23 protein-coding genes, 1 tRNA gene, 1 other RNA gene, 3 pseudogenes and 1 riboswitch are annotated in these 26,309 nt (G+C 73.3%); of the genes and pseudogenes, 8 read left to right on the top strand and 20 right to left on the bottom strand.

Annotated features, from left to right (window positions below):
* Positions 1-36: 36 nt before the first annotated feature.
* From DSM104329_RS08795 to DSM104329_RS08765, 8 genes and pseudogenes are all read right to left on the bottom strand, one after another.
* Positions 37-417, bottom strand: a complete 381-nt coding sequence (locus DSM104329_RS08795) for a winged helix-turn-helix transcriptional regulator (protein WP_259315057.1) — start codon at positions 415-417, stop codon at positions 37-39.
* Positions 418-427: 10 nt separating this feature from the next.
* Positions 428-976 carry a carboxymuconolactone decarboxylase family protein gene (locus tag DSM104329_RS08790; RefSeq protein WP_259315056.1) on the bottom strand — a complete coding sequence of 183 codons (549 nt, stop codon included), beginning with the start codon at positions 974-976 and terminating at the stop codon, positions 428-430.
* A gap of 261 nt (positions 977-1,237) precedes the next feature.
* Positions 1,238-1,873 (bottom strand): hypothetical protein, encoded by a 636-nt coding sequence (locus DSM104329_RS08785; RefSeq protein WP_259315055.1) that lies wholly within the window; start codon positions 1,871-1,873, stop codon positions 1,238-1,240.
* Positions 1,874-2,020, bottom strand: a riboswitch (cyclic di-AMP (ydaO/yuaA leader).
* Positions 2,021-2,123: 103 nt separating this feature from the next.
* Positions 2,124-2,477 (bottom strand): TraR/DksA family transcriptional regulator, encoded by a 354-nt coding sequence (locus DSM104329_RS08780; RefSeq protein ID WP_259315054.1) that lies wholly within the window; start codon positions 2,475-2,477, stop codon positions 2,124-2,126.
* Between the two features lie 9 nt (positions 2,478-2,486).
* Positions 2,487-2,744: a c-type cytochrome gene (locus DSM104329_RS28940; RefSeq protein ID WP_326924500.1), complete on the bottom strand. Its 258-nt coding sequence runs from the start codon at positions 2,742-2,744 to the stop codon at positions 2,487-2,489.
* A 45-nt stretch (positions 2,745-2,789) separates the two neighbouring features.
* Positions 2,790-3,047 (bottom strand): annotated as a pseudogene (locus DSM104329_RS28935) (hypothetical protein); the annotation flags it as partial.
* Between the two features lie 21 nt (positions 3,048-3,068).
* On the bottom strand, positions 3,069-6,491 hold the full coding sequence (locus DSM104329_RS08770) for a DNA polymerase III subunit alpha (protein WP_259315052.1): 3,423 nt from the start codon (positions 6,489-6,491) through the stop codon (positions 3,069-3,071).
* The gene (locus tag DSM104329_RS08765; protein WP_259315051.1) at positions 6,484-7,776 is read right to left on the bottom strand and encodes a hypothetical protein; all 1,293 of its coding nucleotides are present in this window, start codon (positions 7,774-7,776) and stop codon (positions 6,484-6,486) included. The genes DSM104329_RS08770 and DSM104329_RS08765 overlap by 8 nt, the downstream gene beginning before the upstream one ends.
* A gap of 25 nt (positions 7,777-7,801) precedes the next feature.
* Between DSM104329_RS08765 and zwf the strand changes: the two genes are divergently transcribed.
* Positions 7,802-9,166, top strand: a complete 1,365-nt coding sequence (gene zwf / locus DSM104329_RS08760) for a glucose-6-phosphate dehydrogenase (protein ID WP_259315050.1) — start codon at positions 7,802-7,804, stop codon at positions 9,164-9,166.
* The gene (pgi, locus tag DSM104329_RS08755; protein ID WP_407655877.1) at positions 9,130-10,770 is read left to right on the top strand and encodes a glucose-6-phosphate isomerase; all 1,641 of its coding nucleotides are present in this window, start codon (positions 9,130-9,132) and stop codon (positions 10,768-10,770) included. The genes zwf and pgi overlap by 37 nt, the downstream gene beginning before the upstream one ends.
* Positions 10,771-10,780: 10 nt before the next feature.
* On the opposite strand, the gene DSM104329_RS08750 is transcribed toward pgi, so the two are convergent.
* Genes DSM104329_RS08750 through DSM104329_RS08740 form a run of 3 tightly spaced genes read right to left on the bottom strand, consistent with a single transcriptional unit; the run spans position 10,781 to position 13,141 of the window.
* Positions 10,781-11,692, bottom strand: coding sequence for a DNA-3-methyladenine glycosylase family protein (locus DSM104329_RS08750; protein WP_259315048.1), 912 nt, complete (start codon positions 11,690-11,692; stop codon positions 10,781-10,783).
* 19 nt (positions 11,693-11,711) lie between these two features.
* The gene (locus DSM104329_RS08745; RefSeq protein WP_259315047.1) at positions 11,712-11,957 is read right to left on the bottom strand and encodes a hypothetical protein; all 246 of its coding nucleotides are present in this window, start codon (positions 11,955-11,957) and stop codon (positions 11,712-11,714) included.
* A complete protein-coding gene (locus DSM104329_RS08740; RefSeq protein WP_259315046.1) occupies positions 11,954-13,141 on the bottom strand; it encodes a Y-family DNA polymerase in 1,188 nt (395 codons plus the stop codon). The genes DSM104329_RS08745 and DSM104329_RS08740 overlap by 4 nt, the downstream gene beginning before the upstream one ends.
* 94 nt (positions 13,142-13,235) lie before the next feature.
* Between DSM104329_RS08740 and DSM104329_RS08735 the strand changes: the two genes are divergently transcribed.
* Positions 13,236-14,036, top strand: a complete 801-nt coding sequence (locus DSM104329_RS08735) for a hypothetical protein (RefSeq protein ID WP_259315045.1) — start codon at positions 13,236-13,238, stop codon at positions 14,034-14,036.
* Positions 14,037-14,040: 4 nt separating this feature from the next.
* Here DSM104329_RS08735 and DSM104329_RS08730 read toward each other — a convergent pair whose 3' ends face one another.
* Both DSM104329_RS08730 and DSM104329_RS08725 read right to left on the bottom strand, forming a co-directional pair.
* Entirely contained in the window at positions 14,041-15,792 is a 1,752-nt protein-coding gene (locus DSM104329_RS08730; protein ID WP_259315044.1) for an LLM class flavin-dependent oxidoreductase, read from the bottom strand.
* 12 nt (positions 15,793-15,804) lie between these two features.
* On the bottom strand, positions 15,805-16,836 hold the full coding sequence (locus tag DSM104329_RS08725; protein WP_259315043.1) for an alcohol dehydrogenase catalytic domain-containing protein: 1,032 nt from the start codon (positions 16,834-16,836) through the stop codon (positions 15,805-15,807).
* A 74-nt stretch (positions 16,837-16,910) separates the two neighbouring features.
* Between DSM104329_RS08725 and DSM104329_RS08720 the strand changes: the two genes are divergently transcribed.
* Together DSM104329_RS08720 and DSM104329_RS08715 are read left to right on the top strand one after the other, a co-directional pair.
* Complete coding sequence (locus DSM104329_RS08720; RefSeq protein ID WP_259315042.1) at positions 16,911-17,399, top strand: DUF4395 domain-containing protein; 489 nt, start codon at positions 16,911-16,913, stop codon at positions 17,397-17,399.
* A 72-nt stretch (positions 17,400-17,471) separates the two neighbouring features.
* Positions 17,472-18,551, top strand: coding sequence for a class I SAM-dependent methyltransferase (locus DSM104329_RS08715; protein WP_259315041.1), 1,080 nt, complete (start codon positions 17,472-17,474; stop codon positions 18,549-18,551).
* Here DSM104329_RS08715 and DSM104329_RS08710 read toward each other — a convergent pair.
* Together DSM104329_RS08710 and DSM104329_RS08705 are read right to left on the bottom strand one after the other, a co-directional pair.
* Positions 18,523-18,948 carry an SRPBCC family protein gene (locus DSM104329_RS08710; RefSeq protein ID WP_259315040.1) on the bottom strand — a complete coding sequence of 142 codons (426 nt, stop codon included), beginning with the start codon at positions 18,946-18,948 and terminating at the stop codon, positions 18,523-18,525. The genes DSM104329_RS08715 and DSM104329_RS08710 overlap by 29 nt on opposite strands.
* A gap of 29 nt (positions 18,949-18,977) precedes the next feature.
* Entirely contained in the window at positions 18,978-22,076 is a 3,099-nt protein-coding gene (locus DSM104329_RS08705; RefSeq protein WP_259315039.1) for an AAA family ATPase, read from the bottom strand.
* A 133-nt stretch (positions 22,077-22,209) separates the two neighbouring features.
* Here DSM104329_RS08705 and DSM104329_RS08700 point away from each other — a divergent pair, with 133 nt between their 5' ends.
* The gene (locus DSM104329_RS08700; protein WP_259315038.1) at positions 22,210-22,572 is read left to right on the top strand and encodes a nuclear transport factor 2 family protein; all 363 of its coding nucleotides are present in this window, start codon (positions 22,210-22,212) and stop codon (positions 22,570-22,572) included.
* Positions 22,573-22,794: 222 nt separating this feature from the next.
* Here DSM104329_RS08700 and DSM104329_RS08695 read toward each other — a convergent pair.
* The 4 genes and pseudogenes from DSM104329_RS08695 to lexA all read right to left on the bottom strand — a co-directional run.
* Positions 22,795-22,986: pseudogene (locus DSM104329_RS08695) on the bottom strand (hypothetical protein); the annotation flags it as partial.
* 105 nt (positions 22,987-23,091) lie between these two features.
* Positions 23,092-23,423: RNase P RNA component class A (gene rnpB / locus DSM104329_RS08690), an RNA gene on the bottom strand.
* A gap of 186 nt (positions 23,424-23,609) precedes the next feature.
* Entirely contained in the window at positions 23,610-23,978 is a 369-nt protein-coding gene (locus DSM104329_RS08685) for a hypothetical protein (protein ID WP_259315037.1), read from the bottom strand.
* On the bottom strand, positions 23,975-24,592 hold the full coding sequence (lexA, locus tag DSM104329_RS08680) for a transcriptional repressor LexA (RefSeq protein ID WP_259315036.1): 618 nt from the start codon (positions 24,590-24,592) through the stop codon (positions 23,975-23,977). The genes DSM104329_RS08685 and lexA overlap by 4 nt, the downstream gene beginning before the upstream one ends.
* A 108-nt stretch (positions 24,593-24,700) precedes the next feature.
* On the opposite strand from lexA, the gene DSM104329_RS08675 reads away from it, so the two are divergent.
* Together DSM104329_RS08675 and DSM104329_RS08670 are read left to right on the top strand one after the other, a co-directional pair.
* A tRNA-Leu gene (locus DSM104329_RS08675) sits at positions 24,701-24,785 on the top strand.
* 414 nt (positions 24,786-25,199) lie between these two features.
* Entirely contained in the window at positions 25,200-26,012 is an 813-nt protein-coding gene (locus DSM104329_RS08670; RefSeq protein WP_259315035.1) for a tyrosine-type recombinase/integrase, read from the top strand.
* 84 nt (positions 26,013-26,096) lie between these two features.
* On the opposite strand, the pseudogene DSM104329_RS29055 reads toward DSM104329_RS08670, so the two are convergent.
* A pseudogene (locus DSM104329_RS29055) lies at positions 26,097-26,252 on the bottom strand (helix-turn-helix transcriptional regulator); the annotation flags it as partial.
* Positions 26,253-26,309: the final 57 nt, after the last annotated feature.

Raw genomic sequence — 26,309 nt, 5'->3', positions numbered from 1 at the left:
ACTGCGACGCGCGGCCCGACCGGCGGTCCAAGGTCCTCAGCCCGGTCGTCCAGCGTCAGGTGTCGTCGCCAGCCACTCGCGCGCCCACGTCGCCAGCGAGCCGAGCACCGGCTCGAGGGCCTGCCCCATGTCGGTCAGCGCGTACTCGACGCGGATCGGCGGGCCGGGATGGACGGTGCGCTCGATGATGCCGCGGGCCTCGAGCTCCTTGACCCGCTCGGAGCAGAGGCGGTCGGAGAGGCCCGGGATCGCGCCGACGACCTCCGAGAAGCGCAGCGGCCCGTCCTGCCGGAGCACCTCGAGGATCGCGCCGGTCCAGCGCCGGCCGATCAGCTCGACAGCCTCGTGCAGGTGGGGACAGCAGCCGCAGTCCGCCGCCACCCGCTGCTGCTCCTGCTCCCCCTCGCGGAGCTCCATGGCCGTGAGGCTACGCCGCCCGGAGTTGGCGAGTCTCCTCCATCGAGCCGTCCACCGGAACGTCCCCGGCGACGTTGACCATGGCGGTGAAGGACTCGAGCGCGACGAACGCGATCGCCTCGAGCAGCTGCTCGTCGCTCCACCCCGCCTCGCGCGCCTCCTCGTGGAGGTGCATCGGCGGGCCGTCACCCTCGACGAGCGGGCGCAGGTAGTGCAGCAGCGCCGCCTGCTCCGGATCGCCGGAGTCGAACTCGCGGGCGAGCGCGACCTCGTCGATGCCGATGCCGACGGCGCGAGCCGTGCGTGCGTGCAGCGCGAGGCCCGGCTGCGAGCGGTGGTGCTGGGCCACCGCGAGCGAGATGCGCTCGAGCGTCGGGCGCGTCAGCGAGCCGTGCCGCAGCTCGCCACGGAAGCGGGCGTACCCGCGCAGCGCGGCCGGCGACCCCGCGAGGACGCCGAGGAAGTTGGGCAGCTGACCGGCGGTGGCGAGCGCACCGCGCAGGACCGGGACGGAGCCATCCGGCGCCGTCAGCTCGTCGTGGACGGGGAACCTGCTCATCGCGGTCTTCATCGGCGCAGCCCTTGCACGAGGAGTGGACGGAAGAGATGGTGCTTCAGAGAGGACATCACCTTACGATTTGTAAGGTACCTACGGGTGGGCGCGCGCGCAAGGCCGCCCACGCAGGTTCGGCGCGGGCCCGCCGTTCCGGATCGAGGCGCCGCGCCGGATTGAGGCGCCGTACCGGATCGAGGCCGCCGACGGTCACCACGGCCCAGCATGGCGGGGCCTCAGCGGGGAGCGGGCGGGACGGGGGCGGGTCTACGCGGAGCCGCCGGTGCTGAGCACGGCGATCACGATGAGGAGGAGGCCGAGCACGAACGCCCAGAGGGCGACGCGGTCGGGACGGCGGCCGACGCGATCGCGGGTGCGCGACGGCGGGCGCCGGCGGTCGGGGGGCGTGACGGCGACCGGTGCGGGGACGATGCCCCGGATGACGACGGTGCGGCGCTGCCCCGGCAGCAGCGGCGGGGGCGGCTCGGAGATGTAGTCGATCGGCGTCGTCTCGTGGTCGATCAGCCGCACGGGCGACTCGCGATCCGCCGCGGCGCGCGGGCGGATCGGCTCGGCGCGGCGGAAGCGGCCGCGCAGCGGTCGGGTCGCCGGCGCGGGCTCGTCGAACCGGGCGGACGCCGGGCCAGTTCCCGTCTCGTCGAACCCGGCGGACGCCGGGCCAGTTCCCGTCTCGTCGACCCACGCGGCATCCGGGGCGGGATCGTCGTCGCGGTCGAGCGTCAGGACCGTCCAGTTCGACGACGGGTCACGACCGAGGCCGCCGAGGATCTCGAGGTCCTCGGCCGAGGCCCACGACACCGCCTCGCGACGGCCGCGGCGCGACGGGTAGGACGTATCGAGATCGTCAGCCCATGGCTCATGGGCCCTGGCGGGTTGGGACATCGCTTCTCTCTGACGGCTTACGGGGTTAGCTGACGGGCTCGCGCACGAGAGATGCGCTACGCAGATGATGCGACTCGCCCCGGACGGCTTCGGGTCCCCCGCTCGTCGAGCCGGTCGGCTACCGGTGACGACTCAGCGGAACGACGTCATCGTAGCAATGGGCGAAATCCCTGCACACTGCAAGAAACCTTGCAAAATGCGGGTTGTTCGTCGCTTTCCGGTGGCGCGGTGTCCGTCGCCGAACGCCGGTTCAGCCGCCGCGCTCCCACGCGGCCTGCTCTGCGACCGTGCGCTCCGCGGTGGGGACCGCTTCGAGGCGGGCGTCGGGAATCGGCTGGCCGCTCTCGACCGACAGGCCGAAGCTGCCCTCTGCGAGCCGCTTCTCGGCGCGCTCGACCGCGGCGAGCTGGTCGCGCAGGTCTCCGAGCTGACCCACGGCGAACTCCTTGTCGTACAGATCGGAGCCCTGGTCGGCGATGTGCTGCTCGATGTGCGGGTCGCCGTCGTCGCCGTCGTCGGCGTCTGGGCGCTCGATCGCGGCGATCGAGCGCTCGATGCGCTCGCGCTCGACCCGCAAGAGCTCGCGCGCTCTTGCTTCTTCCATCGTGTCCTCCTACCTGCCGGCGACGGCCGACACGTACGCGGCGACGTCCTTGGCGTCCTGGGCGGTCACCAGGTTGGCCGGCATCTGGCCTTGGCCGCGCGCCCGACCCTGGTGGATCGCGTTGAGCACGAGGGCCTCGTTGGGCCGCAGGTTGTCGAGGTTGGGCCCGACCAAGCCGACCGCGTTGGACGCTGCCAGCGTGTGACAGGTCGCGCAGTTGTGGGTGAAGAGCTCGCGGCCGTGGGCCTGGGCGTTGGTGAGGTCCACCCCACCGCGCACCTCGTCGTCGGCTTTCGAGTCGGCGATCACCGCGAACGCCGGAAGCGCCAGCCCGAAGCCGACGAACACGACGAGCATCGCGAGCGCGAACGCCCGCCGGACACTCTTCGGCTCGCGCCGGCTCTCGCCAGGGCGCGGCGGTTTCCGCGTGGCGCGCATGGCGATCAGAAAGACCGCGAGACCCGCGATGACCCAGAAGACGACGAGAACGGCGATCGCCATGGCGGCGAAATCTATACGGGACGGCGGCGCCTTGCGAAGACGTCCGTGTCGAGGCGTGCGCAGACGGCCCCCACGGCGCCGTGGACGACCTCATCTGCTGCGCCCACCCGCGAAGCTCTGCACCGGCGGCGCGACCGCGCGAAACGACCCCGCGGCCCCGGCGGCGACCGCCGGCTCGGCCACCGGTTCCCCCGCCGCATCGTCGGGCACGGGCTCGAGGTGACGGCCCCGGCGCGTGGGTAGGTCGCGCACCTCGGCCAGCCGGCCGACCGGGACCTCCAGCGCCCGCAGCCGGCGGACGACGAAGTTGATCGCCCCGCCCGCCGAGGCGTAGCGCTCGAGCCGGCCCTCGGCGACGACGAGCGGCTCCGACCGCACCGTGAGCCGGTCGCGCTCGTACACCGGCGGCGGCACGACGAGGTTGACCGTGCCGAACTCGTCCTCCAGCAGCAGGAAGCACACGCCGTTGGCGGTCGCCGGGCGCTGGCGGGCCATGACCAGGCCGCCGATCCGGACCTCGGCACCATGGCGCAGCGACGCCAGGTCCCGGCTGGAGACGACCCGGTCGCGCTTGAGGTGCGGACGCAGGAGCTCGAAGGGATGGTGGGCGACCGCCATGCCGGTCGTCGCGTAGTCGGCCACCAGCGCGTCCCAGTCGTCGAGCGCGCCGAGCGCCGGAGGCTGCGGAAGGTCAAGCGCCAGCGACAGCTGCATCCCGTGCTCGCCGACGGGCACCGCGGGGGCCGCCACGCCGAGCTGCCACAGCGCGGTCCGCCGCGCGACCGCGCCGGGCACCAGCCCGTCGCACGCCCCCGACCAGGCGAGCTGCTCGAGCGCCGGGCGCCCCGCGCCCGCACGTGAGGCGAGGTCCTCGATGGAACGGAAGGGGCCGCCGCGCTCGCGCTCCGCCACGAGCGCCTCGATTTCGTCCTTGCGCACACCGAGCACGTAGCCCAGGCCGACGCGGACCGCCCCCTCGGCCGTCACCGTGCAGCCGGCCGCACTGCGGTTGACGTCCGGCGGCAGGATCTCGATGCCTCGCCGCTGGGCCTCGTGCACCAGCGCATCGGGCGGATAGAAGCCCATCGGCTGCTCGTCGAGCAGCGCGCAGAGGAACTCCGGGCCGTAGTGGACGCGCAGCCAGGTCGACTGGTAGGCCAGCAGCCCGAACGCCGCCCCGTGCGCCTTGGGGAAGCCGAAGCCCGAGAAGCCGACGACCATGTGCCAGACACGCTCGGCCAGCGCCTCGTCGACGCCGGCATGACGCGCCATCGCGCCCTCGACGAAGCGCCGGTGATGGCTCTCGATCGCCGCCGCCGAGCGCTTGCGGCTCATCGCCCGGCGCAGCCCCTCGGCCTCCCCGACCGAGAACCCGGCGAACGCCTGCGCCACCTCGAGCACCTGGTCCTGGAAGATGATCGTGCCGAGCGTGTCGCGCAGCACGGGCTCGAGCGACGGATGGTCGTAGGGCACCTCGAAGTCCGGGTCCACGCGGAGGCGCTGCTTGCGCTCGATGTAGGGGTTGACCGCCCCGCCGACGATCGGCCCCGGCCGCACGATCGCCACCTGGATGGTGAGGTCGTCGAGATTCTCCGGCCGGGTGCGGCGCAGCGACCCCATCTGCGCCCGGCTCTCGATCTGGAAGACCCCGGTGGTCTCGGCCCGCTGGATCGCCCCGTACGTCTCGGCGTCGTCGAAGGGGATGCGCGAGAGGTCGATCGTCTCCCCCCGCCGCCGCGCTATCAGCTCGACGCAGCGCTCGACCGCCGACAGCATCCCGAGCCCGAGCAGGTCGATCTTCAGAAAGCCGGCGTCCGAGCAGGAGTCCTTGTCCCACTGCACCATCTGCCTGCCCTCCATCGCCGCCGGCAGCACGGGGCAGCAGTCGATCAGCGGGCGCGTCGCCACGATCATCCCGCCCGAGTGCTGCGAGAGGTGGCGCGGCAGCCCGGACGCCTCGGCCGAGAGGTCCGCCAGCCAGCGCCAGCGGTTGGGCGGGTCCGAGTCCACGCGCCCCTCCCCCAGCGCCACGGCGATATCCTTGCCGACGCCCGTCGCACCCCAGCCCTCCGAGGCCCGTGCGACCCGCTCGATCTCCCCCGGCGGCAGCCCGAGCGCCTTGCCGAGCTCGCGGATCGCCCCGCGCGCCTTGAAGGTCGGGAAGGCGGCGACGAGCGCGGAGCGGTCGCGGCCGTAGCGGTCGTGCACGCGCGGGATCAGCACCTCGCGCACGTCGCGCGGGAAGTCGAGGTCGATGTCGGGCAGCGAGGTGAGCTCCTCGTTGAGGAAGCGCCCCAGCGCCAGCGCGTTCTCCAGCGGGTCGACGTGCGAGAGCCCGGTGAGATAGCAGACGATCGACGACACGCTGGACCCGCGCCCGCGCCCGGGCGGCAGCAGCGAGCGGGCGGCGGCGCCGTCGCGCACCTCGGCGGCGACCTCGCGCGCCAGCTCGAGCAGCTCGTGATGCAGGAGGAAGAACCCCGGCAGCCCGAGCAGGTCGATGACCCGCAGCTCCTCCTCGAGCCGCGCCACGGCCTCCGAGCGCAGGCGGTGCCCCGGTGGATAGCGCTCCTGCAGGCGCGCGGAGCACAGCTCGGCCAGGCGCCGGCTCGCCGTCTCGTCCTCGGACCCGGGATAGCGGTAGCCGAGATCCTGGGTGAGGTCGAACCCGAGCGTCTCGGCCAGGCGCGCCGTCTCCGCCACCGCGTCCGGGTGGTCGGCGAAGCGGGCGGCCATCGCCTCCGGCGACGCCAGGACGTGCGCGTGGTTGCCGCGGCGCAGGGGCTCGGAGGCGTCGAGGGTCGAGTGCTCGCGGATCGCCACGAACGCGTCCTGGAGGCGAGCGCGCGCGCGCGTGTGCGCGTGGACGTTCCCGGTGGCCACGCACGGGACGCCGAGGCGCCGGGCCAGCGACTCGAGCCCGCGGTTGAGGGCACGGTCGTGACGGGCGAACGGCCGCTGCAGCTCGACCCGGAAGCGATCGGGCCCGAAGACCTCCAGCAGCCGGCGCATCGTCGGCTCGTCGCGCACCCCTCGCGAGGCGCAGCCGCTCAGGCAGACGAGCCCCTCGGCGTGCGCGGCCACCTCGTCCAGGGTGACGCTCGGCTCACCGATCCAGCCGGGCCGCCCCGGCACCCGCGTGTCCGCATGGGCCGCGGTCAGCAGCCGGCAGAGGTTGCGCCAGCCGGTCGCGTCGCGCACCAGGAGCGTCAGGTGGCGCGTCAGCTCGTCGCCGTCCGCGGCCCGCGCGCCCGCCCCGTCGCGCACGTCGATCTCGGCCCCGTGCAGCGCCCGCAGACCCAGGGCCTGTGCGGACTGCGCGAACTCCATCGCCCCCGACAGCGAGTTGTGGTCGGTCAGCGCCAGCGCGCGATGGCCGAGCTCGAGCGCGGCGGGCACGATCTCGTCGGGCATCGATGCACCGTCGAGGAAGGAGTAGGCGGAGTGCAGGTGGAGCTCGACGTAGGACAAGGCGAACAGATGTTCGCATGTCTCCAGGACGGTGTCACGCACGAGCCAAGCACTCCGTCTTGCGCCGCCATTCACCGTCGGGGCCAAGGACGTGCGCGTCGATCAGCGTCGCCCGCTCGACCGAATCGGAGACCTCGCCGCCGATCATCAGACCTTCGGCGGCATGCACGCCCCAGGCGCCGCCATCCTCGGTCGCGACGTCGTACGTCCGGGCCTCGGTGACGCCCCGCGCCTTCAGCTGGCGGCGCAGCGCGTCGTCGGCCCGGGTCAGCACGGCGAGCGGTCCGTCGAGCGCGTCGAGCATGCCCTGCACCGCCGCGCGATTGTCCTGATCGGTGAGGTCCAGGCGCTGCTCGACCACCCAGCGGCGATGGCCCTGCGTCGACCCCAGGAGCGCCCCCGCGATCGGCTGCACGTCGTCGGGGAGACTGAGCGCCCCTTCGAGCTCGCCACTGCGCACGACCACCAGCTCGAGCGGGCGTCCCCGCGCGTCCGTCGTCACCGCGATGCGCTCCTCGCCGACCGCCCGACCGGACGCGCCCGATTCGTCGGAGACCTTGACGATCGCGCCGGCCTCGCCGCGATGCGTGATGACGTGAGTGCGGCGTCCGTCGCGCTCGTCGACGACCGTGCCCTCGACGATCCGCGCGTCGAGGTGCAACTCGCCGTTGACGGTCTCGCGCGAGAGCGACGCGTCGACGGACGCCTGCAGGCCGCGCTGCGTGATGCGCTGCGCGCGCTTGGCCCCTGGCGGCGCCTTGCCCTCGCTCAGATACGCCATGCCCCGGTCGGCCGCGCGCGCATCCGGGAAGACCCACGTCTCCCCGCCGCCGAGCGACGCGAGCATCGCCGCGCGTGCCGTCCCCGACATGCCGCCCAGCCGCTTGCCGATCGACACCTCGGCGCCGGCGCCGACCTCCCAGCCCGCGCCGGTGTCGTGCAGGTACGTGACGAGGACGCTGCCGTCGGACTGGTGCTCGCGCAGGATCAGCTCGTGGCGGCCGAGCCGGAAGATGCCGACGTTGAGGTGCGCCTCGTCCTCGGTCGCGTTCGCCGCCGTGACGCACGGCCGCTGGTCGAGGTCGCAGACCCCGCCGCTGACGATGCACAGGGCGCGATGGATCTGGCGCACGACGGCCGGGCCGATCTGGGTCGGCAGCGCGAACGCGGCGACCGACGCCATGACCACCGCCATGAACGCCACGAGGCCCACCCATTCGACCGAAGCCTGTCCGCGCTGTCCCATGGCCGCCAGCGTGACGACCGAAATGCAACAAATCAGCACGAGACCGTGACAATTGACGCGCGTCGATTGCCATCGCGCCATCCCCTCTGCCAGTCTCCCCGCTGCGATGACCCACGACAGCGACGCACTCGTCTTCTTCGGCGCGACCGGCGACCTCGCGCACAAGAAGATCTTCCCCGCCCTCCATGCCCTCGTTCGCCGCGGCACCCTGGACGTGCCGGTCATCGGCGTCGCCAAGGCCGGCTGGACGCTCGACGACCTCAAGAACCGCGCGAAGGAGAGCATCGACGAGCATGACGACGCGCTCGACCGCCTGCTCGAGCTGCTGCGCTACGTGGACGGCGACTACTCGGACCCGGCCACGTTCGGGGAGCTGCGCAAGCAGTTGGGCGACGCAGAGCGGCCGATGCACTACCTGGCGATCCCGCCCAGTCTGTTCGGCACCGTCGTGAAGGCCCTGAAGAGCAGCGGCAGCGCCGACGACGCGCGCGTGGTCGTCGAGAAGCCCTTCGGGCACGACCTCAAGTCCGCCCAGGAGCTCAACCGCGTGCTGCACGAGGTGTTCCCGGAGACGTCGGTCTTCCGCATCGACCACTACCTCGGCAAGGAGCCCGTCGAGAACCTCACGTACGTCCGCTTCGCGAACCGGTTCCTCGAGCCGCTCCTGCGCGCCGAGCACGTCGAGCACGTGCAGATCACGATGGCCGAGTCGTTCGGCGTGCAGGGCCGCGGGCGCTTCTACGAGGAGGCCGGCACGATCCGCGACGTCGTCCAGAACCACCTGCTCCAGGTGCTGGCCATGCTCGGCATGGACCCCCCGGTCGACCACTCGTCGGAGGCGATCCGCGACGAGAAGGTGCGCTTCATGCGGTCGGTGCGGCCGCTCATCCCCTCCGACGTCGTCCGCGGGCAGTTCGACGGCTACCGCGACGAGGACGGCGTCGCCAAGGACTCGAAGGTCGAGACCTTCGTGGCGGTCAAGCTGCATGCGGACTCATGGCGCTGGGCGGGCGTGCCGTTCCTCATCCGCGCGGGCAAGGAGCTCGCGACGACCGGGACGCAGGTCGTCGTGGTGCTCCGCCAGCCGCCCGCGCGCGTGTTCGACCGCGGCATACCGAACCGCATTCGCTTCGAGATCAGCCCGAACGTGGTCATCTCGTTCGACGTGATGATCAAGAAGCCGGGCGAGCAGATGATCGGTGAGATGGTGGCGCTCGATCTCGACGAGAAGGCCGCCGACGAGATGGAGCCGTACGAGCGCCTCCTCGGCGACGCGCTGCACGGCGACCAGTCGCTCTTCGCGCGCCAGGACACGGTCGAGGCCGCCTGGCGCATCGTCGACGGCATCCTGGGGGACGTGACGCCGATCCATCCGTACGCGACCGGCACCTGGGGGCCATCCGAGGCCGACCGGCTGCTGCCCGCCGGTGCGAAATGGCTGGACCCCGACCCTTCGGAGCACCCCGCGTGACCATCACACCCGTTCAGGACACCCCGCAGTGGCAGGCGCTCGATGCGCACTTCCGCGAGATGCGCGACGTCCACCTGCGCGACCTGTTCGCCCGGTCGCCGGACCGCGCCGAGCGCTTCACCGTCGAGGGAGCCGGAGTCATCCTCGACTACTCGAAGAACCGCGTGACCGAGGAGACGCTCGATCTCCTGCTCACGCTGGCCGAGGAGCGGGGGCTGCGCGAGCGCATCGACGCGATGTTCCGCGGCGACCACATCAACGTCACCGAGGACCGCGCCGTGCTGCACACCGCGCTGCGCCTGCCGGCCGATGCCGAGCTGAAGGTCGACGGCGAGGACGTCGTCGCCGAGGTGCACGGCGTGCTCGACCGCATGGCGGTGTTCGCCGACCAGGTGCGCTCGGGTGACTGGACGGGGCACACGGGCCGGCGGATCCGCAACGTGATCAACATCGGCATCGGCGGATCGGACCTGGGCCCCTCGATGGCCTACACGGCGCTGCGCGACTACAGCGAGCGATCCATGACGTTCCAGTTCGTGTCGAACGTGGACGCCACCGACTTCGCGGAGGCGGTCCGCGGGCTGGACCCGGCCGAGACGCTGTTCGTCATCTCCTCGAAGACGTTCACGACGCTCGAGACGCTGACGAACGCCCACACCGCCCGCGACTGGCTCGTCGGGGCGCTCGGCGACGAGGCGGCGGTCGCCAAGCACTTCGTCGCGGTCTCGACGAACGCGGAGAAGGTCTCGGAGTTCGGCATCGACACCGACAACATGTTCGAGTTCTGGGACTGGGTCGGCGGCCGCTACTCGTACCCGTCGGCGATCGGGCTGTCGCTGATGGTGGCCATCGGGCCCGACCGGTTCCGCGAGATGCTCGAAGGCTTCCACGCCATGGACGAGCACTTCCGCACGACGCCGTTCGACCGCAACCTGCCGGTGCTCCTCGGCCTCATCGGCATCTGGTACGACGACTTCTTCGGCGCCGAGACGGTCGCCGTCCTGCCGTACGACCAGTACCTCGAGCGCTTCAGCGCATACCTGCAGCAGCTCGACATGGAGTCCGACGGCAAGCACGTCGATCTCGACGGCAAGCCGGTCGGCGTGCAGACCGGCCCCATCGTCTGGGGCCAGCCCGGCACGAACGGCCAGCACGCCTTCTACCAGCTGATCCACCAGGGCACGAAGCTCATCCCCTGCGACTTCATCGGGTTCCTCGAGACGCTCAACCCGCTCGGCGACCACCACGACCTGCTGATGGCGAACATGTTCGCCCAGACCGAGGCGCTCGCGTTCGGGCGCGATGCGCCGGAGCCCTACCGGGTGACGAAGGGCAACCAGCCGACGAACACGATCCTGTGCCGGCGGCTCGACCCCCGGACGCTGGGCGCCCTCGTCGCGCTCTACGAACACAAGGTGTTCACCCAGGGCACGGTCTGGGGCATCGACTCCTTCGATCAGTGGGGTGTCGAGCTCGGCAAGGAGCTGGCGCGCAAGATCATCCCCGAGCTGCAGGCCGAGGAGGAGCCGGAGCTGGCGCACGACAGCTCGACGAACGCGCTGATCCGGCGCTACCGGGAGGCGCGCGGGAAGCAGGCGGGCTGACGCGGGGCGGTCAGCCGGTCGCGCGCAGCAGGACGCTGACCCAGGTGCGAAACGGCCGCCAACGCTCGGCGAGCTCGGCGAACGCCGCCTCGTCGGACCCCAGCTCGGGGCGGTCGTAGACCCGGGCGGCCGCGGCGCGCAGCCGCGGCTCGCCCGGCGCGAACGCGTCGGTCGGCCCGACGCCCCGCAGGACGATCAGCGCCGCGCCGAACGGCCCGATGCCGCGAAGCTCCTGGACGTCGGCCATCGCCTCGCCGGCCTCGAGGGCCAGGAGGCGCTCGCGGTCGAGGCGGCCTTCGAGCGCCGCGCGGGCGATGCCGTGCAGCCGCGCGACCTTCTCGGCATTGAGACCGGGGATCGCGTCCCGGGCAAGCAGATCCTCCGGCCCCGGGAAGACGTCGAGCGCCACGGCGTCGACCGTCAGGGTGCCGCCCATCTCGGACCGCACGCGCCGCGCCTGGCGATGATGCATGCGCGACGAGATGACCGCCCAGCACGCCGCCTCGTAGGGCGAGTGGAACAGCACCGGGCGTAGGAAGTCGCCAGCCCGTTGGCAGACCGCGACGACCGGGTCTCGCTCGCCGACCGCGACGAACCCGGCCCCCTCGTGGTCGAGCGACAGAAGGCGGGCGACCTGGCGCTGCACGACCTCGTCGTCGGCGAACGAGCCGGCCACGATCTCGCCGTTGACCGGCGCGCTCAGATCGCCGGACGCCTGGCGGACGAGCAGCCCCGCCGCTCCGCTCCAGTCGTCGGTGAGGAACGCGACGCGCAGGACGGTCTCGCCGCCGGCCGGGGCCGGGGCCGGAGCCGGGGCCCAGGCGCCGCCGGCCGCACCGCTCGTCGCCTCCCACCGGCCGAAGAAGCGCTCGGCCGCCGCCAGCGAGAACGGCCCCCGCGGCTGGATCTCGAACTGCGTCACCGCGGCCGATCCTCGCAGCTCATCCACGCTGGCTGAACCAGCCGCCGGAGATCAGCTCACGGAAGACGACGACGTCGCGGCCGTCGGCGGTCACGACCTCCCAGTAGCGCCGGCGCAGCGGCTGCTGCGTCCACCACCGGTCCTCGACGAGCCACGACTCGCGGACCGCCTCGACCGCGCGACCGTCGATGGACAGCGGGCGGCCGCGCGCGTCCGCGCGCACCCGCGCGCGCCGCGGCTCGCCGAGCCTGCGCGGGCCGCTCATGGCTCGAACGGCGTCAGGACCATCCGGCGCTCGGGGACCCGCGAGCCGGGGTCGACCTCGAGCACGCGCAGCGCCGCCTCGGGTCCCGCCGCGGCGCGCGCCTGGCGGATCGCCTCGCGCAGCCGCGCCGCGCGATGGGCCGCCGAGTCCTCCAGCAGCGGGCGCTGGTCGCCGCTCGCCGGGCCGAAGCGCTCGACGCTCAGGCGCAGGACCTCGGCCGGCGCCGGCAACAAGCCGATGCGGCGGCCGAGCGCGAGACGCATGCGCACCGGATCGGCGAGCGCCTCGCGGAACACGACGCGCTCGCGCCAGGTCCCGCCCTCGACGAGCCGCGCCGCGATCGCCACCGCCCGCAGCGTCCGGCCGCGCAGCTCGCGGCGGGCGAGCAGGCGGTCGACGAGCAGGCCGAGCGCGCGCTCGAGCTGCTCACCCGAGCCGGCCTCCGGCAGCTCGAGCGCCTCCGCCAGCGTCTCGCCGGCAGACCGCGGGCGCAGCGGCGACTCGTCGCGCCCGCGGACCAGGTCGTGCGCGGCCAGCCCCGCCGGCCCGAAGCGGTCGGCCAGATGCGCGCGGCCGAGCGCCGCGACCGCCCCGAGAGTGGTGATCCCCAGGCGCTCGAGCGGCTCGGGCAGCGCGCTGGTGACGGACCGCAGCCGCAGCAGCGAGACCGGCTCGCCGGCCAGCGCCGCGGCGGCGTCGCCGGCGATGACCTCCGGTCGCCGCACCCGGGCGCGATGGGCGGCCGCCAGCGCGGTGAAGCGGGAGGGTCCCGCGCCCAGCCGCGCGGGCCGGCCCAGCGCCCGGCGGGTCGCGGCCAGCGTCGCGTCGAGCGTGCCGCCGTGCAGCCGGCGCAGGCCGGCGGCGTCGAAGCAGGCGAGCCCCTCCCGCTCGGACTCGACGGCTGCGCCGATCGACTCCAGCCGGGCCATGATCCGTTCCCACGCATCCGCCACGCCCATCGGATCCGGCGGCACGAGGGCCAGCTGCGGGCAGCGCGCGAGCGCCTCCCCCAGCCGCATCCCCGCGCGCACGCCGAACGCCTCGGCGGCGAGGGAGACCTCGCCGATCATCTGCTCGCGCCCCGGCTCGGGCGCCAGCGCCGCCGGCTCCCGCAGCAGCGCCTCGCGCTCGCCCGCCGCCATGGTCAGCGCGAAACGGAGAAGGAGGACGCAGACGATCGACATCGAACGCATGTTCGCACGCGGGCGCGCGAAGTGACAACAAGGAGAGGGATCTCCCCGATGTGAGCGGGGGTGGGCGCGCGTAGCGTCGCCCACCATGCATCTCCCCCTCATCCGCATCGCCACAGCGGCGGCGGCCGCGCTCGCCATGAGCGTCCCCGCAGCCGTCGCCGCGCCGGCCAACCAGGCGACGATCGACATCGACGACCAGAACATGACCGCCAACGGGTTCGCCGCCGGCTCCGGCTGGACGCGCGTGACGATCAACGCCGACCGCCCCGTCGACTTCGGCATCGTCGCGCTCAAGCCCGGCAAGGACACCGGCGGCTTCGCGAACGCCATCGGCAAGCTCTCGCCCGACCGCACCGAGTCCTGGGGCGACTGGGTCGCCGGCGGCAGCACCCGCCCCGGCGCGCCGTACGTCGTCGCGCTCGACATGGATCCGGCGTGGTACTCGGTGATCGTCTACGAGCGCAAGAAGCAGTACCAGGTGGGCGGCTTCAGCGTCTTCGACCGCCCCGGCGGCTTCGAGGAGCCGGCGTCGACGAGCACGATCGGCCTGCGCGACTTCCGCTTCGACACCCCCAGGACGCTGGACGCCGGCGGCACGCTGAAGGTCGTCAACCAGGGCCGCCAGATCCACGAACTGGTCCTCGCGCGCGTGAAGGGCAAGCCGGCGGCCGCCGTCAAGCTCGCCAAGCAGGGCAAGTTCGGCAAGATCCGCTTCGCCGGACAGCCGAGCCAGGCCGTCGGCCTCGTCTCGGGCGGCACGACGAACGTCGTCACGCCGGAGCTCGCCAAGGGCCGCTACCTGCTCGTCTGCGCCTACGGCGACGCCCGCAGTCGCAACAAGCCGCACGCGACGCTCGGCATGGCGCAGGCCATCACCGTCCGCTGAGCCGCTACAGCGCCGACGTCTCGCCGAACATCTCGCCGAGCCGCATCGCGATCGAGAGGTTGCCCTCGAACGTGAGGCGGCCGGTCATGAGCGCCTTGCCGGGGTCGAGGTCGTGCGCCGCGATGCGCACGAAGTCGGCCACGGCGACGCGCATCGTCAGCGCCGGGTCCGGGCTGCGGCCGGCGTAGGCCACCGCACGCTCGGGCCCGACGTCGACGCTCCACGGCTTCGCGGTCCCGTCGGCCAGGCGCAGGTCGTAGAGCACCGATCCGGCGAACCCGGGCACAGCGTCGGGCCGGTAGCGCGCGGTCATCCCCGAGAACAGCACGCGCAGCCCGGCGTCCGAGCCGACGATGCGCTCGAGGCGCCGGTCGTCGGATCGGTGCACGAACGCCGCGAACGCCTGCTCGCCGCCGGTCACCGCGCGGTCGACGAGATCCTGCGCGAGGCTCGCCGCCCGCGCCCCCGGCGAACGGCCGTTGCGCCCCGCCGTGGCCGCCGGCGGACCGGAGTCGATCGGGGCGATCACGTACGCGGGGTCGCTCGCCCGCGCCGGCTCGCGCCGCGCCAGGGCAGCCGCCACCGCATCCGACAGCCGCGCCGCCTTCTCGGCCTCGCGCGCCTCCCGCGCCTCGCCTGCGAACTGCGGCAGCACCTCCGCGCCGAACAGCTCGAGCGACTCCACGATGTGCTCGTGGCGGTTGCGGCCCGCCTGCAGCACGAAGATGATCTGGTCGACCCCCGCCTGCTCGTAGCGCGAGACCAGCTCGCGCACCTGCTCCGGCGTCCCGATCGCCCCGCGCAGCGAGCCGAGCCCCTCCTGCAGGATCCTCACGCCCAGCGGTGCCTGGTCGGGCCGCACGATGTGCCGGGCGAAGCCGACCTCGTCGCGGCGCTCCTGGAACTCGTCCCAGATGTTCGTCCGCCCCGGACGGTGGTCGCCGAACACGTAGTAGTGCGCGAGCGAGTAGCCGAAGAAGTGCGCGCCGTCGATGCCGCGCTCGATCGCCTCGGCCTCGTCGTGCGCCAGCATCATCGGCAGCACGACCGCCACGTTCGGGTTGACCGCGAACCCGGCGGGCACGCACTCCTCCGACGCGAGCACCGAGTAGTACTCGTCGACCCACGCGCCGGCCTCCTCGGGCTCGACGAACGAGAAGCTCAGCGCGCCGATCCCGCGCGTGGCGGCCATGCGGATCGTCTCGCGCCGCGAGCACGCGACCCACAGCGGCGGGTGCGGCTTCTGCACCGGCTTGGGCACGACGTTGCGCGGCGGCATCGAGCCGAACCGCCCGTCCCAGCCGGCGAACGGCTCCTCGACCATCATGCGCGTGACGACGTCGATGGCCTCCTCCCACTGCTCGCGCTTCGTCGCCCGGTCGACGCCGAAGCCGGCGAGCTCGGCGCCCGATGACGTCTCGCCCGTGCCGAAGTCGACTCGCCCGTTCGACACGAGGTCGAGCGTCGCGACGGTCTCCGCCCGGCGCGCCGGGTGCTCGAAACCGGGCGGTAGCGGCAGGATCCCGAAGCCGAGCCGGATGTTGCGCGCGCGCTGCGACGCCGCGGCGAGGAACACGTCCGACGCGCTCGAGTGCGAGTACTCCTCGAGGAAGTGGTGCTCGACCTCCCACACGCAGTCGAACCCCACGCGGTCGGCGACCTCGATCTGCTCGAGCGCGTCCGCGATCAGCTGCCGCTCGCTGTCCGGTCCCCAGGGGCGCGGCAGCTGGTGCTCGTAGAAGATGCCGAAGCGCATCGCCGCGCGATCCTACCCGGGGCGCAGCACGATCTTCAGCGCCTCGTGGCGGTCGTAGATCGCGTAGGCCTCGACCGCCTCGTCCAGCGCGAGGTGATGGGTCACCAGCGCGCGCGGGTCCAGCCGTCCGGCCACGAGATGCTCGAGCACCGTGTCGATGTGGCCGAGGCAGTTCGCCGGGCCCGTGACGAACGTCAGCGACTTCAGCCAGGCAAGCCCGAGATGCAGCTCGGCGCGCTCGGCGTACGCGCCGATGACGCTGACGGTGCCGGTGTTCGCCGTCAGCCGGATCGCGAGCTCGAGCGCGCGCACGTCGCCCACCGCGTCGATCGCCACCGCGGCGCCGTGGCCGTCGGTCAGCGCGCGCACCTCGTCGCGTGGCGACTGCTCGGTGAGGTGGACCGGCACGGCGCCGAAGCGCTCGGCGAGCGCAAGCCGGTCGCCGACCGTGTCGATCGCGATGACCCGGCCGGCGCCCCGGACCAGCGCGGCCTGCACCGCCGACAGCCCGACGGGTCCGAGGCCCAGCACCACGACCGTGTCTCCCGCGGCCACCGGCAGCGCTGCGTGCCAGCCGGTCGCCATGACGTCGCCGGCGAACAGCGCGACGTCGTCGGGCAGTGCGTCCGGCACCCGGCGCAGCGTGCGGTCGGCGTGCGGGATCAGCGCGTACTCGGCCTGCGTGCCCTGCAGGGCGCCGAGCGTGGAGCCGTGGCCGAACGTGCGGCCGTGCTCGCACTTGTGCATCGCGCCGCGGCGGCACAGCCAGCACGTTCCGCACGCACTGTGAAAGCCGCCGTTGACCCGGTCGCCGACGGCGAGCGAGGCGACCTCGTCGCCCACCGCGACGACCTCGCCGACGTACTCGTGGCCCAGCGTGAAGCCCGGCTCGATCGGGATGCGCCCGCGGTAGATGTGCAGGTCGCTGCCGCACACGCCGGTGGCGCGGACGCGGACGATCGCCTCGTCGGGGGCGGTGATCTCGGGCTCGGGCTTGTCGACGACGTCCACCCGGCCCGGCCCCTCGTACGTGACCGCGCGCATGAGACGACGCTACCCGCCGGGGTCGATCGGGCGCGACGAAATCCCAGCGAACCGCTTGGGTATCCTCCAAGGTCGTGTTCCGCTTCCCGAACCCGGTCAACGAGGTCGCCGCGCGCACGGTGGCCGCGGGCGTCCTCGTCATGAGCGTCGCCGCGATCGCGACCGGCTGGCGCTGGCTGCTGCTCGTCCTGCTCTACGGCTTCGCGGCACGGGTCGCCACCGGCCCGACGCTGTCGCCCCTCGGCCAGCTCGCCACGCGGGTGATCGTGCCGCGCCTGCCGTTCGCCGAGCGGCCCGTCCCCGGCCCCCCGAAGCGCTTCGCCCAGGGCATGGGCCTCGCCTTCTCGCTCACCGCCACGCTGCTCGCGTTCGTCTTCGATGCCGCCACCGCGGCGTGGGTCGTCACCGGCCTGCTGGCGGCCGCTGCGTTCCTGGAGGCCGCGTTCGGCCTCTGCCTCGGCTGCCGCGTCTTCGCGCTGCTCATGCGCGCGGGGATCATCCCCGCCAGCACATGCGACGCCTGCGCGGACATCTGGTCGCGCGGCGCTCGCGCCACGAGCTGACGCGCGGTTGACGGCCGGTTGACGGTCGCCGCCGATCCTGACCGCCGTCAACCCACCGACGGGAGATGCCTCATGGCGACCACCACCCCCACTCCGCCGATCGACGAGGCCAAGCTCGAGGCGTTCATGGGCGAGTTCGTCCGCGACATCGGCGCGCTCGCGGCCGCGCCGCTCGTGCTCATCGGCGACAAGCTCGGCCTCTACCGGGCGATGGCCGACTCGAAGCCGGTCACCCCGGCGCAGCTGGCCGAGCGCACCGGCACGCGCGAGCGCTACATCCGCGAGTGGCTGTGCGCGCAGGCCGCGAGCGGCTACGTCGAGTACGACGCGGGCGCCGGAACGTTCCGGATGCCGCCCGAGCAGGCGATGGCGCTCGCCGATCCCGACAGCCCGGCGTTCATCCCCGGGGCGTTCCAGCTGGCGGGCGCGCTCATCAAGGACGAGCCGCACATCGCCGAGCGCTTCCGCACCGGCGAGGGCTTCGGCTGGCACGAGCACGACCACGACCTGTTCGAGGGCACCGAGCGCTTCTTCCGCCCGGGCTACATCGCGCACATCGTGGCCGACTGGATCCCGGCGCTCGACGGCGTGCAGGCCAAGCTCGAGGCGGGCGCGCGCGTGGCGGACATCGGCTGCGGCCACGGCGCCTCGACGATCATCATGGCGAAGGCGTTCCCGCGCTCGGTCTTCGTCGGCTCCGACTACCACGAGGCCTCGATCGAGGCCGCACGCCGCGCCGCCGAACGCGCGGGCGTCGCGGACCGCGTGACGTTCGAGGTCGCCGGCGCGCAGAGCTTCGCCGGGGGCCCGTACGACCTCGTCTGCATCTTCGATGCGCTGCACGACATGGGCGATCCGGTGGGCGCCGCGCGCAACGTGCGCTCGCAGCTCGCCGACGACGGGACGTGGCTGGTCGTCGAGCCGTTCGCGGGCGACCGCATCGAGGACAACCTCAACCCGGTCGGGCGCGTGTTCTACTCGGCGTCGACGATGGTCTGCACGCCCGCGTCGCTCAGCCAGGACGTCGCGCTCGGGCTCGGCGCGCAGGCCGGCCAGGCGCGCCTGACCGAGGTGCTCAACGAGGGCGGCCTGTCGCGGGTGCGCCGCGTGGCGGAGACCCCGTTCAACCTCGTGCTGGAGGCGCGGCCGTAGCGGCGGCGCGCCCCGCGAGCGAGCGCAGCGAGGCGCTGATCGCGTCGCGCTGAGAATCGAGGCGGTGAGCCTCCTGCTCGGGGATCTCGACGTGCACGCCGATGCGCGTGCCGTCGTCCCCGGGCAGCGGCTCCAGCCGCCAGGCGAACACGAGGTCGCTGACGAGGCACGAGATCGTCACCTGGTGGCCGCTCGTGTCGGCGCGCAGCTCCTGCGGCATCGGGAAGTCGGGGTAGCCCTCGGGGTACATCGTGTAGTCCCCGTCGCCGCCGGGCGCGGAGGGCTCGACCGTCTCCACGCCGCGCCACCACTCCGGGAAGCGGCTCGGGTCGTAGAGCAGCTTCCAGACCTCCTCGACCTGGGCGGTGGTGGTCGTCTCGTCGTCGAAGCTGGGCATCGTGCGTCGGCCTCCGGAGGTCAGGTTGGTCAGGTGGGCAGTGGGGCGAGGCGGCTCAGCTCGTCGGTGACGCGCTGCAGCTCGCGGGCGGGCTCGACGGGCCCGAGCGTCGGGCGGCCGAGGTCGACGAGGTTGGCGAGCAGCTCGCCGCCGCCCGCGGTGGGCAGGCGCCGCCACGCCGCCGCGGACTCCTCGAACCGGCGTGCGGCGAGATCGATGTCGTCGCGGGCGAGGGCGATGAGGCCCTGCACGTGGCTGAGCCGGGCGACGAGGACCGGCGGCCGGTCGACCGCGCGGACCGGCTCGAGGGTGACGGCGCGCAGCTCTCGCTCGGCGTCGTCGGCGCGACCGAGCCGGGCGAGGGCCTCCGCACGGGCGAGCCGGGCGAGCGGCCGGCTGACCGCGGCGTCGTGATCGAGGGCCCGCGCGAGGAGCTCGGCGGCGCGCGCGTCCTGCCGGGCGGCGGCGCAGAGCATGCCCTCGTCGTGGTCGGCGAGCGCAAGCAGCGCGGGCGCGCTGCTGCGCTCGGCCGCCTCACGTTCGGCGGCGATCGCCGTGCGGGCCTCGTCGAAGCGGCCGATCCGCGCGAGCAGCGTGGCGCGCAGGGCGTGCAGCGGCCCGACGAGCGGCGGGAGGTCGCCGAGCTCGTGGACCGCGTCGAGCCCGTGCTCGGCGTGGTCGAGCGCCTCCTCGGTTCGGCCGAGCGCAGCGGCGAGCGCGGCGCGGTTCGACCACGCAGCGTAGACGCTGTCGGGCGACCCGCCGCCCGCGGCGATGCACTCCGCGAAGTGGTCCATCGCCTCCTCGAGGCGCCCCTGGCGCATCGCCTGGCAGGCGCGCGCGTTGGCGTTCTCGTAGCGGACGTCGGGATCGTCGACGTCGAGGGCGGCGAAGCGCGCGAGCAGCGTCTCGGCGCGGGCGGGATCGCCGGCGGCCGCCTCGGCCCAGGCACCGAGGGCGAGCGCCTCGGCGATCGTGCGGACGGCGGTCTCGGGCACCCGGTCGAGCTCGGCCAGCGCCCGGTTCGCCTCCTCGACCGTCCGCCGCGGCCAGCACAGGACGCCCGAATACCAGCGCGCGGCGCGCAGGTGCGCCGCTCCGCGGGCAGCGTGGTCGGCGGGATCGAACCGGCGCAGCGCGCGATCGAGAGCCTCCTCGGCCTCGGTGCGCAGGCCGTTGTACGCGTACGCCTGCGCGAGGTCCAACAGCAGCGCCGGGTCGCCGGGCCGGAGCTCGAGCGCCTCCTGCAGGAAGGCGATGGCCTGCGCCACGGCACCCACCCGGAGGGCCTCGCTCGCCGCGTGTGCGAGGCGGTCGGCGGCGGCGTCGTCCTGACCGGCGGCCTTGAGGTGACGCGCCACCTCGGCGGCGGGGCCGGCGATGACGGCGGCGAGCTCACCGTGCAGCTCGCGGGCGCGGGGCTCGGCAAGCTGGGCGAGCGCGGCGTCGAGCAGGAGCTGGTGGCGGAAGCCGAAGCCGGCGCGGTCGGTGGCGAACAGGCCGCTCTCGAGAGCGGCGAGCGCGTCGGCGGGCTGGGGGCTGAGCGCGTCGAGCTCGGCGTGCTTCAGCGGCCGGCCGGCGACCGCGACGAGCTCGGCGATGCGACGTGCGGAGGGCGGCAACGGGCCGAGGGCGGCGGCGACGACGCCCTGAAGCGTGGGCGCGGGACCGCGCAGGCCGGTGGCGGCGGCGCGCGCGCTCTCGACCGCGAGCAGTGGGTTGCCGTCGGCCGCGCCGGCGACCCGGTCGCGGGCCGGGGCGTCTAGCGCCGCGACCTGACGGATGAGCGCGTCCACGTCGGTTCGTCGCAGCGGTGGCAGCGCGATCTCGGTGACCGTTCCGCCGCGGGCGCGGTGGGCGTGCAGGAGCGCGTCGAGGTCGGCTCGGGCTGGGACCTGGCGGCGCGTGAGGACCGCGGCGATCGGGAGGCGGTCGAACCGGCGCGACGTATAGCTCAGCAGCTCGAGGCTCGGCGGGTCGGAGGCGTGGACGTCTTCGAAGAGCAGGATGAGCGGACGGTCGGCGCACGCGTGCTCGAGGCAGTCGACGACCGCTTCGAACAGCCGGGCGCGCGCGAGCTCCGGGGCGACGGCGGCGGGGGCCGCGGCGGTCCGCCCGAGGCGCATCGGCAGCGAGGGCGCGAGGGCGGCGAGCTCCTCGGGCCAGCGCGCGTCCCGCGGCGGGGCGGGGATGGTGCGCGCGAGGTCGCGCAGGAGCTCGGCCCACAGCTGGAACGGCGCGGGGCCGCCGAGCTCCAGCGCCGTGCAGGAAGCGGTCCGGACGCCGGCGGCGGCGGCCTCGGCGAGGAGCTCGGACGCGAGCCGGGTCTTGCCGATGCCCGCCTCGCCGGTGACGACGGCGACCGCGCGGGCGCCGGGGGTGGTGGCTCGCAGGAGCTCGGCGAGCTCGGCGTCGCGCCCGACGAGCGGGGGCGCGGGCGGGGCGGGCGGCAGTGGCGCGGGCGGGGCGGGCGGCGGAGGCGCGGCGGCCGGCCGGGGTTCGGCCTCGGGCGGCGGCGCACGGAGCTCGGCGGACAGCGCGCGCGTCGGCGGCGACGGCGCCAGGCCGAGATGGGCGCGCAGGCGCTCGCTGAGGCGGTCGTAGACGGCGAGCGCGCCGGAGCGATCGCCGGCGGCGGCGAGGCGCCGCATCAGCTCGCGGGCGGCGTCCTCGTCGAGCGCGTCGAGCGCCAGGCGCCGGCGGGCGAGCTCGACGGCGGCCTGCGGGGTCGGCGCCGCGTCGGCCAGCCGGGTGAGCACGGCGCCGAGCCGCTGCGCGTGGCGGTCGCGCGCCTCCAGGATCCAGTCCTCGTCGAGGTCCGCCAGCAGCGGGCCGCGGCAGAGCGCCACCGCTTCGTCGAGCCGGTCCTGTTCGACGAGCTCGTCGAAGCTCTGCAGATCGGTGGTGCAGCGCAGGCCGACGCGGTCGCGGGTGGCGGTCAGGGCATCGCCGGCGGGCCCGAGCGCCTTGCGGGCGGACCACGCGGCGCTGCGCAGGGACGCGCGCGCACTCGTGTCGAGCACGTCGGGCCAGAAGGTGGCGGCGAGAATGCCGCGGGGGTGCTCGCCAGGGTTCAGCGCGAGCCAGGCGAGCAGTTCGCAGGCACGGCGGCTCAAGGGAAGGGGCACGGGCGTGTCCCCCGCCCGGAGCTCCAGCCTCCCGAAGAGCCGGACCTGCAGCACTGCGCGAGTCTACGCCTGCGCCCGCGGCGTTTCACGCGGCGTTGATGGAGCGGTGACGGGCGGTCGCGATCTTGCGCCCATGACCACCACCACCTCCACATTCGACGCCGCCGCGCTGCGCCGCGGCATCGAGGCGCGCGACGCCGCCTCCCTGATGGACCTCTACGCCGAGGACGCGACGATCGAGCGCGTCGACGCGCAGAACCCACCGAGCTCGCCGGTCCGGATCGCCGGCCGCGACGCGATCCGCGCCGCGCTCGAGGACGTCTACGCCCGCGACATGACCCACCGCGTCGAGAGCGTCGCGGTCGGCCCGGACGCGGTCGGCTACACGGTGCGCTGCTCGTATCCGGACGGCACCCGCGTGCTGTGCGCCGCGGTCGCCGAGCTGCGCGACGGGCGCATCGTGCGCGAGGTCGGCGTCCAGGCCTGGGACGGCTGACCCGGCTCGCTCAGGCGGCGGGCGTCCCGGGGGCGCTGGAGCGTCCGGTCGGCGAGCCGGGGCGCTGGAGCGTCCGGTCGGCGAGCCGAGGCGCCGAAGCGTCTCCGTCGGCGAGCCGGGCGCGCTGGAGCGTCCCCCTCGGCGAGCCGGGGACGTAGCGCCTTCTTGTCGAAACTTGCCGACGCTCGTCTTTGGGATCTCGTCGACGAAGACCACCTCGTCGGGCAGCCACCACTCGGTGACGCGCCCGGCGAGGTGCTCGCGCAGCTGCTCGAGTATCGAAGGCAGCCGGGGGGGGCGAGCGCCAGGCAGGCGAGCGGCCCGCTCGCCTGCCTGGCGGGCGAGCGGCAACTCGGTCCAGCGGGGTCCAGGATCGCGACGACCGCCGCCTCGTGGACCGCGCGGGCGCGCCATGATGTCGCCCTCGAGATCGATGCGTCGGGGGGGCGCGGGCGCTGCGGGCCGCGGAGGTCGGGTCGGGTCGGCGAGCAATAGAAAGGCCCCGCCGGAGCGGGGCCTTTCCGTAGTAGACCGATAAGCCGGATTCTGTCGTGGGCAACCATCCATCTGTGCGGCCGACCTGGACCTTGGCGGGCAGCCTGCGAACGGTCCTGCTTGGCCTTGCATCGGGCGGGGTTTGCCTGGCCGCCACGTCACCGCGACGCCGGTGCGCTCTTACCGCACCATTTCACCCTTGCCGGCTCGGGACGCAGCTGCAGCCCCGAACGTAGGCGGTGTATTTCTGTGGCACTTTCCCGCGGGTTTCCCCGGGTCGCCTCCGCGACCGCCCTGCCCTGTGATGTCCGGACTTTCCTCGAAGGTGATCCCTCCGCGGTTGCCTGGTCTACGAGGTCCAATCTAGCGCTGCGGGCGCGAGTTCTCCAGCGGCGGGCGGCGCCTCGAGCGGCGGGCCGCGTCTCCAACGGCGGGCCGCGTCTCCAACGGCGGGCGGCGTCCCGAGCGGCGGGCGGCGTCTCAAGCGGCAAGCGCGTCTCTCCGGCAGCAGAGCAGCACCGACCGGGCCGCGAGAGCGGCGGCTAGGAGAGCTCGGTACCGCAGCTCGTGCAGCGCCCGCCGACGGGCACCGATCCGGCGCTGTATCGCGGCTCCAGCGCGCCCTGGCACAGCGGGCACGTCGCGGTCTGATCCGACGCGATCGTCTGCCAGATTCCCGTGAGCAGATCGTCGAGCGTCGGCGCCCCTCCGACCGCGGGCACGGCCCGATCGCCACGATCGCTGCGCTCACGCCCGATCTCGGGACGCCGCACGCGGTCGTGCTCGCATCCGGGCGACGATTCGCGGCCGCCATCGCGCTCGTACACGCGCACGCCCGCGCGCCCATCACGATCGACGTCCAGGATCGACGGCCGCTCGATCAGGTCCAGAAGGCTCAGCGCGGTGCTCATGACATGAGCCTCAACAGTCCCACGGCCTTCCCGACGATCTGCACCTCGCGCGAGCGGATGGGCTCCATGTGGTCGTTCTCAGGCTGCAGCCGGATGTGGTCGTCCTCCCGGAAGAAGCGCTTCACGGTCGCCTCCTCCCCCACGAGCGCGACCACGATCTCGCCATCGGACGCGGTGTCCTGGCGCTGCACGACGACGAGGTCGCCGTCGAGGATCCCCGCGTTGACCATCGAGTCGCCGCGGATGCGCAACATGAACTCTCCGGCGCTGCCCCCGGCCTCACTGGGCACGGGGATGTGGTCTTCGATGTTCTCTTCGGCGAGGATCGGCTGCCCCGCCGCGACCGAGCCGACCAGCGGCAGCCCCTCGGACGGGGTCACCAGGCTCTTGACGCCCTCGACCGCCCGATCGAGCAGCTCGATCGCGCGCGGCTTCGACGGATCGCGCCGCAGCAATCCGATCCGCTCCAGGTTCGCCAGATGCGCGTGCACCGTCGACGACGACGCCAGCCCGACCGCCTTGCCGATGTCGCGGACCGTAGGCGGATAGCCGTGCTTGTTCGAGTACTGCTTGATGAAGTCGAAGATCTCCTGCTGGCGCTTCGTGAGATCCATGGCTTCCGCGCTCCTCACGGCCGGTGGTGGTCAAGGGGGAACATGTGTTCGTGAAGGTAGCGCGGGGTGTGGACGGAAGCAACATCGCTATGCTCGCTGCGCCCTCGAGCGCCGGTGGCGGAATTGGTAGACGCGCAAGGTTGAGGGCCTTGTGAGCGAATAGCTCGTGGAGGTTCGAGTCCTCTCCGGCGCATAGACGAAAAGCCCCGCTCTGACGGGGCTTTTTGTTTGCCGGCACGGGTTGCTCGGGGGTTGCCCTCCTCGGCTTCCGTCTGTTGTGAGAACGCCTTTGAGAACAAACGGCGATCCCACGAGGAGCAACGATGGGCAGCGAGCGAGGCATCTACGCCTACGAAACAGCGCAGGGAACGCGCTTCTACTTCAAGTACCGATCCGCCAACGGACGCAGCGCGACCAAGCGCGGGTTCACGAGCCAGCGCGCCGCCAGACGCGCGCGAGAGCAGATGATCGTCGCGGTCTCACGCGGCGAGGTCGCGCCGCCATCGCGCGAGACCTTTGGCGAGTTCTACGTGCGCTGGCTGCGTGAGCGCCGGCCGTACCTGGAGGCCGGCACCCATAACGCTACCGGCTGCACGGCGTCAAGCGCATGGTCCCGCTCGACCACATCCGCCTCACCAAGCTCGACACGGCCACGATCAAGAGTTGGCTGGCCTCGCTGGTCGAGCAAGAGCGCTACGCGACCAAGACGATCAACAACTCGCTCACGGTCCTGACGGTCTGCCTCAACCACGCTGTCCGCGACGGCCTGGTCCCGGCCAACCCTGCGCGCGCCGTCCAGCGCCTCCCTGACGACCATATGGAGCGCGACTACCTGCGCCTGGAGGAGATCCCGATCTACCTGGACAGCTGCAGCGAGTTGTATCGGCCGCTGGCGGAGCTGCTGATCGCGACGGGGATGCGCATCGGCGAGGCCGTCGCCCTGGTCTGGGAGGACGTCGACTTCGCCAACAACGCGATCCGGGTCATGCGCTCGCGCAAGGCCTCCGGGGTTGGCTCGACGAAGAGCGACCGCTCCCGGGCGGTGGACTTCGGGCCGCGGCTGGCCGGGGTCCTGCGCGAGCTGCGCCCGCCCCGATGCGCGCCGCGGGATCCGATCTTCGTTGGGCCCGGCCGCTGGCCCAGCACGTCGCCGGCCGAGCACTTCGACCGCAGCACGGTGTCGCGCCAGTGGCACAAGCACGCCCTCAAGGATGCGGGCCTGCGCGACATGCCTCTGCGCAGCCTGCGGCATACGGCCGCGGCGGCCTGGCTAACGACGGGGCAGCCGCTCGTCTACGTCCAGCGACAGCTTGGTCACGCGTCCATCACGACGACGGAGCGGTTCTACGGCCACCTGGAGACCACGCTTCTGCGTGGTGCGGCCGCGGCGACCGAGTCGGTCATCTGGGGCAGTGCGTAGGCCGTCCTGATGCTCGGCGGCAACGCGCAGCAACGTGGCGGCGCTGCTGTCGCCGGGCCGCCACGCGGCGCGAGCCTCGTCGAGCCAAGCTTCGAGGTCCGCGCGTACGAACCGGAGCGGACCGCCTGGGCCGCCGATGCGAACCGACGGCACGCGACCGACCTTCGCGGCGTCGTACAGCCAGGTTCGCGAGACACCGAGCAGGCGCGCAACCTCCGTGGGTCGGAGCAGGTCCTCCATGACGATTGGGACGGCGCTCGGAGGTTCCACCCCGCCGGGTCTCGACAATCGTTCGAG

The sequence above is a fragment of the Capillimicrobium parvum genome (assembly GCF_021172045.1).
GTDB lineage: Bacteria > Actinomycetota > Thermoleophilia > Solirubrobacterales > Solirubrobacteraceae > Capillimicrobium > Capillimicrobium parvum.
Note: the sequence above shows the minus strand (reverse complement) of the source record. Positions and strands in the feature narration are given on the sequence as shown.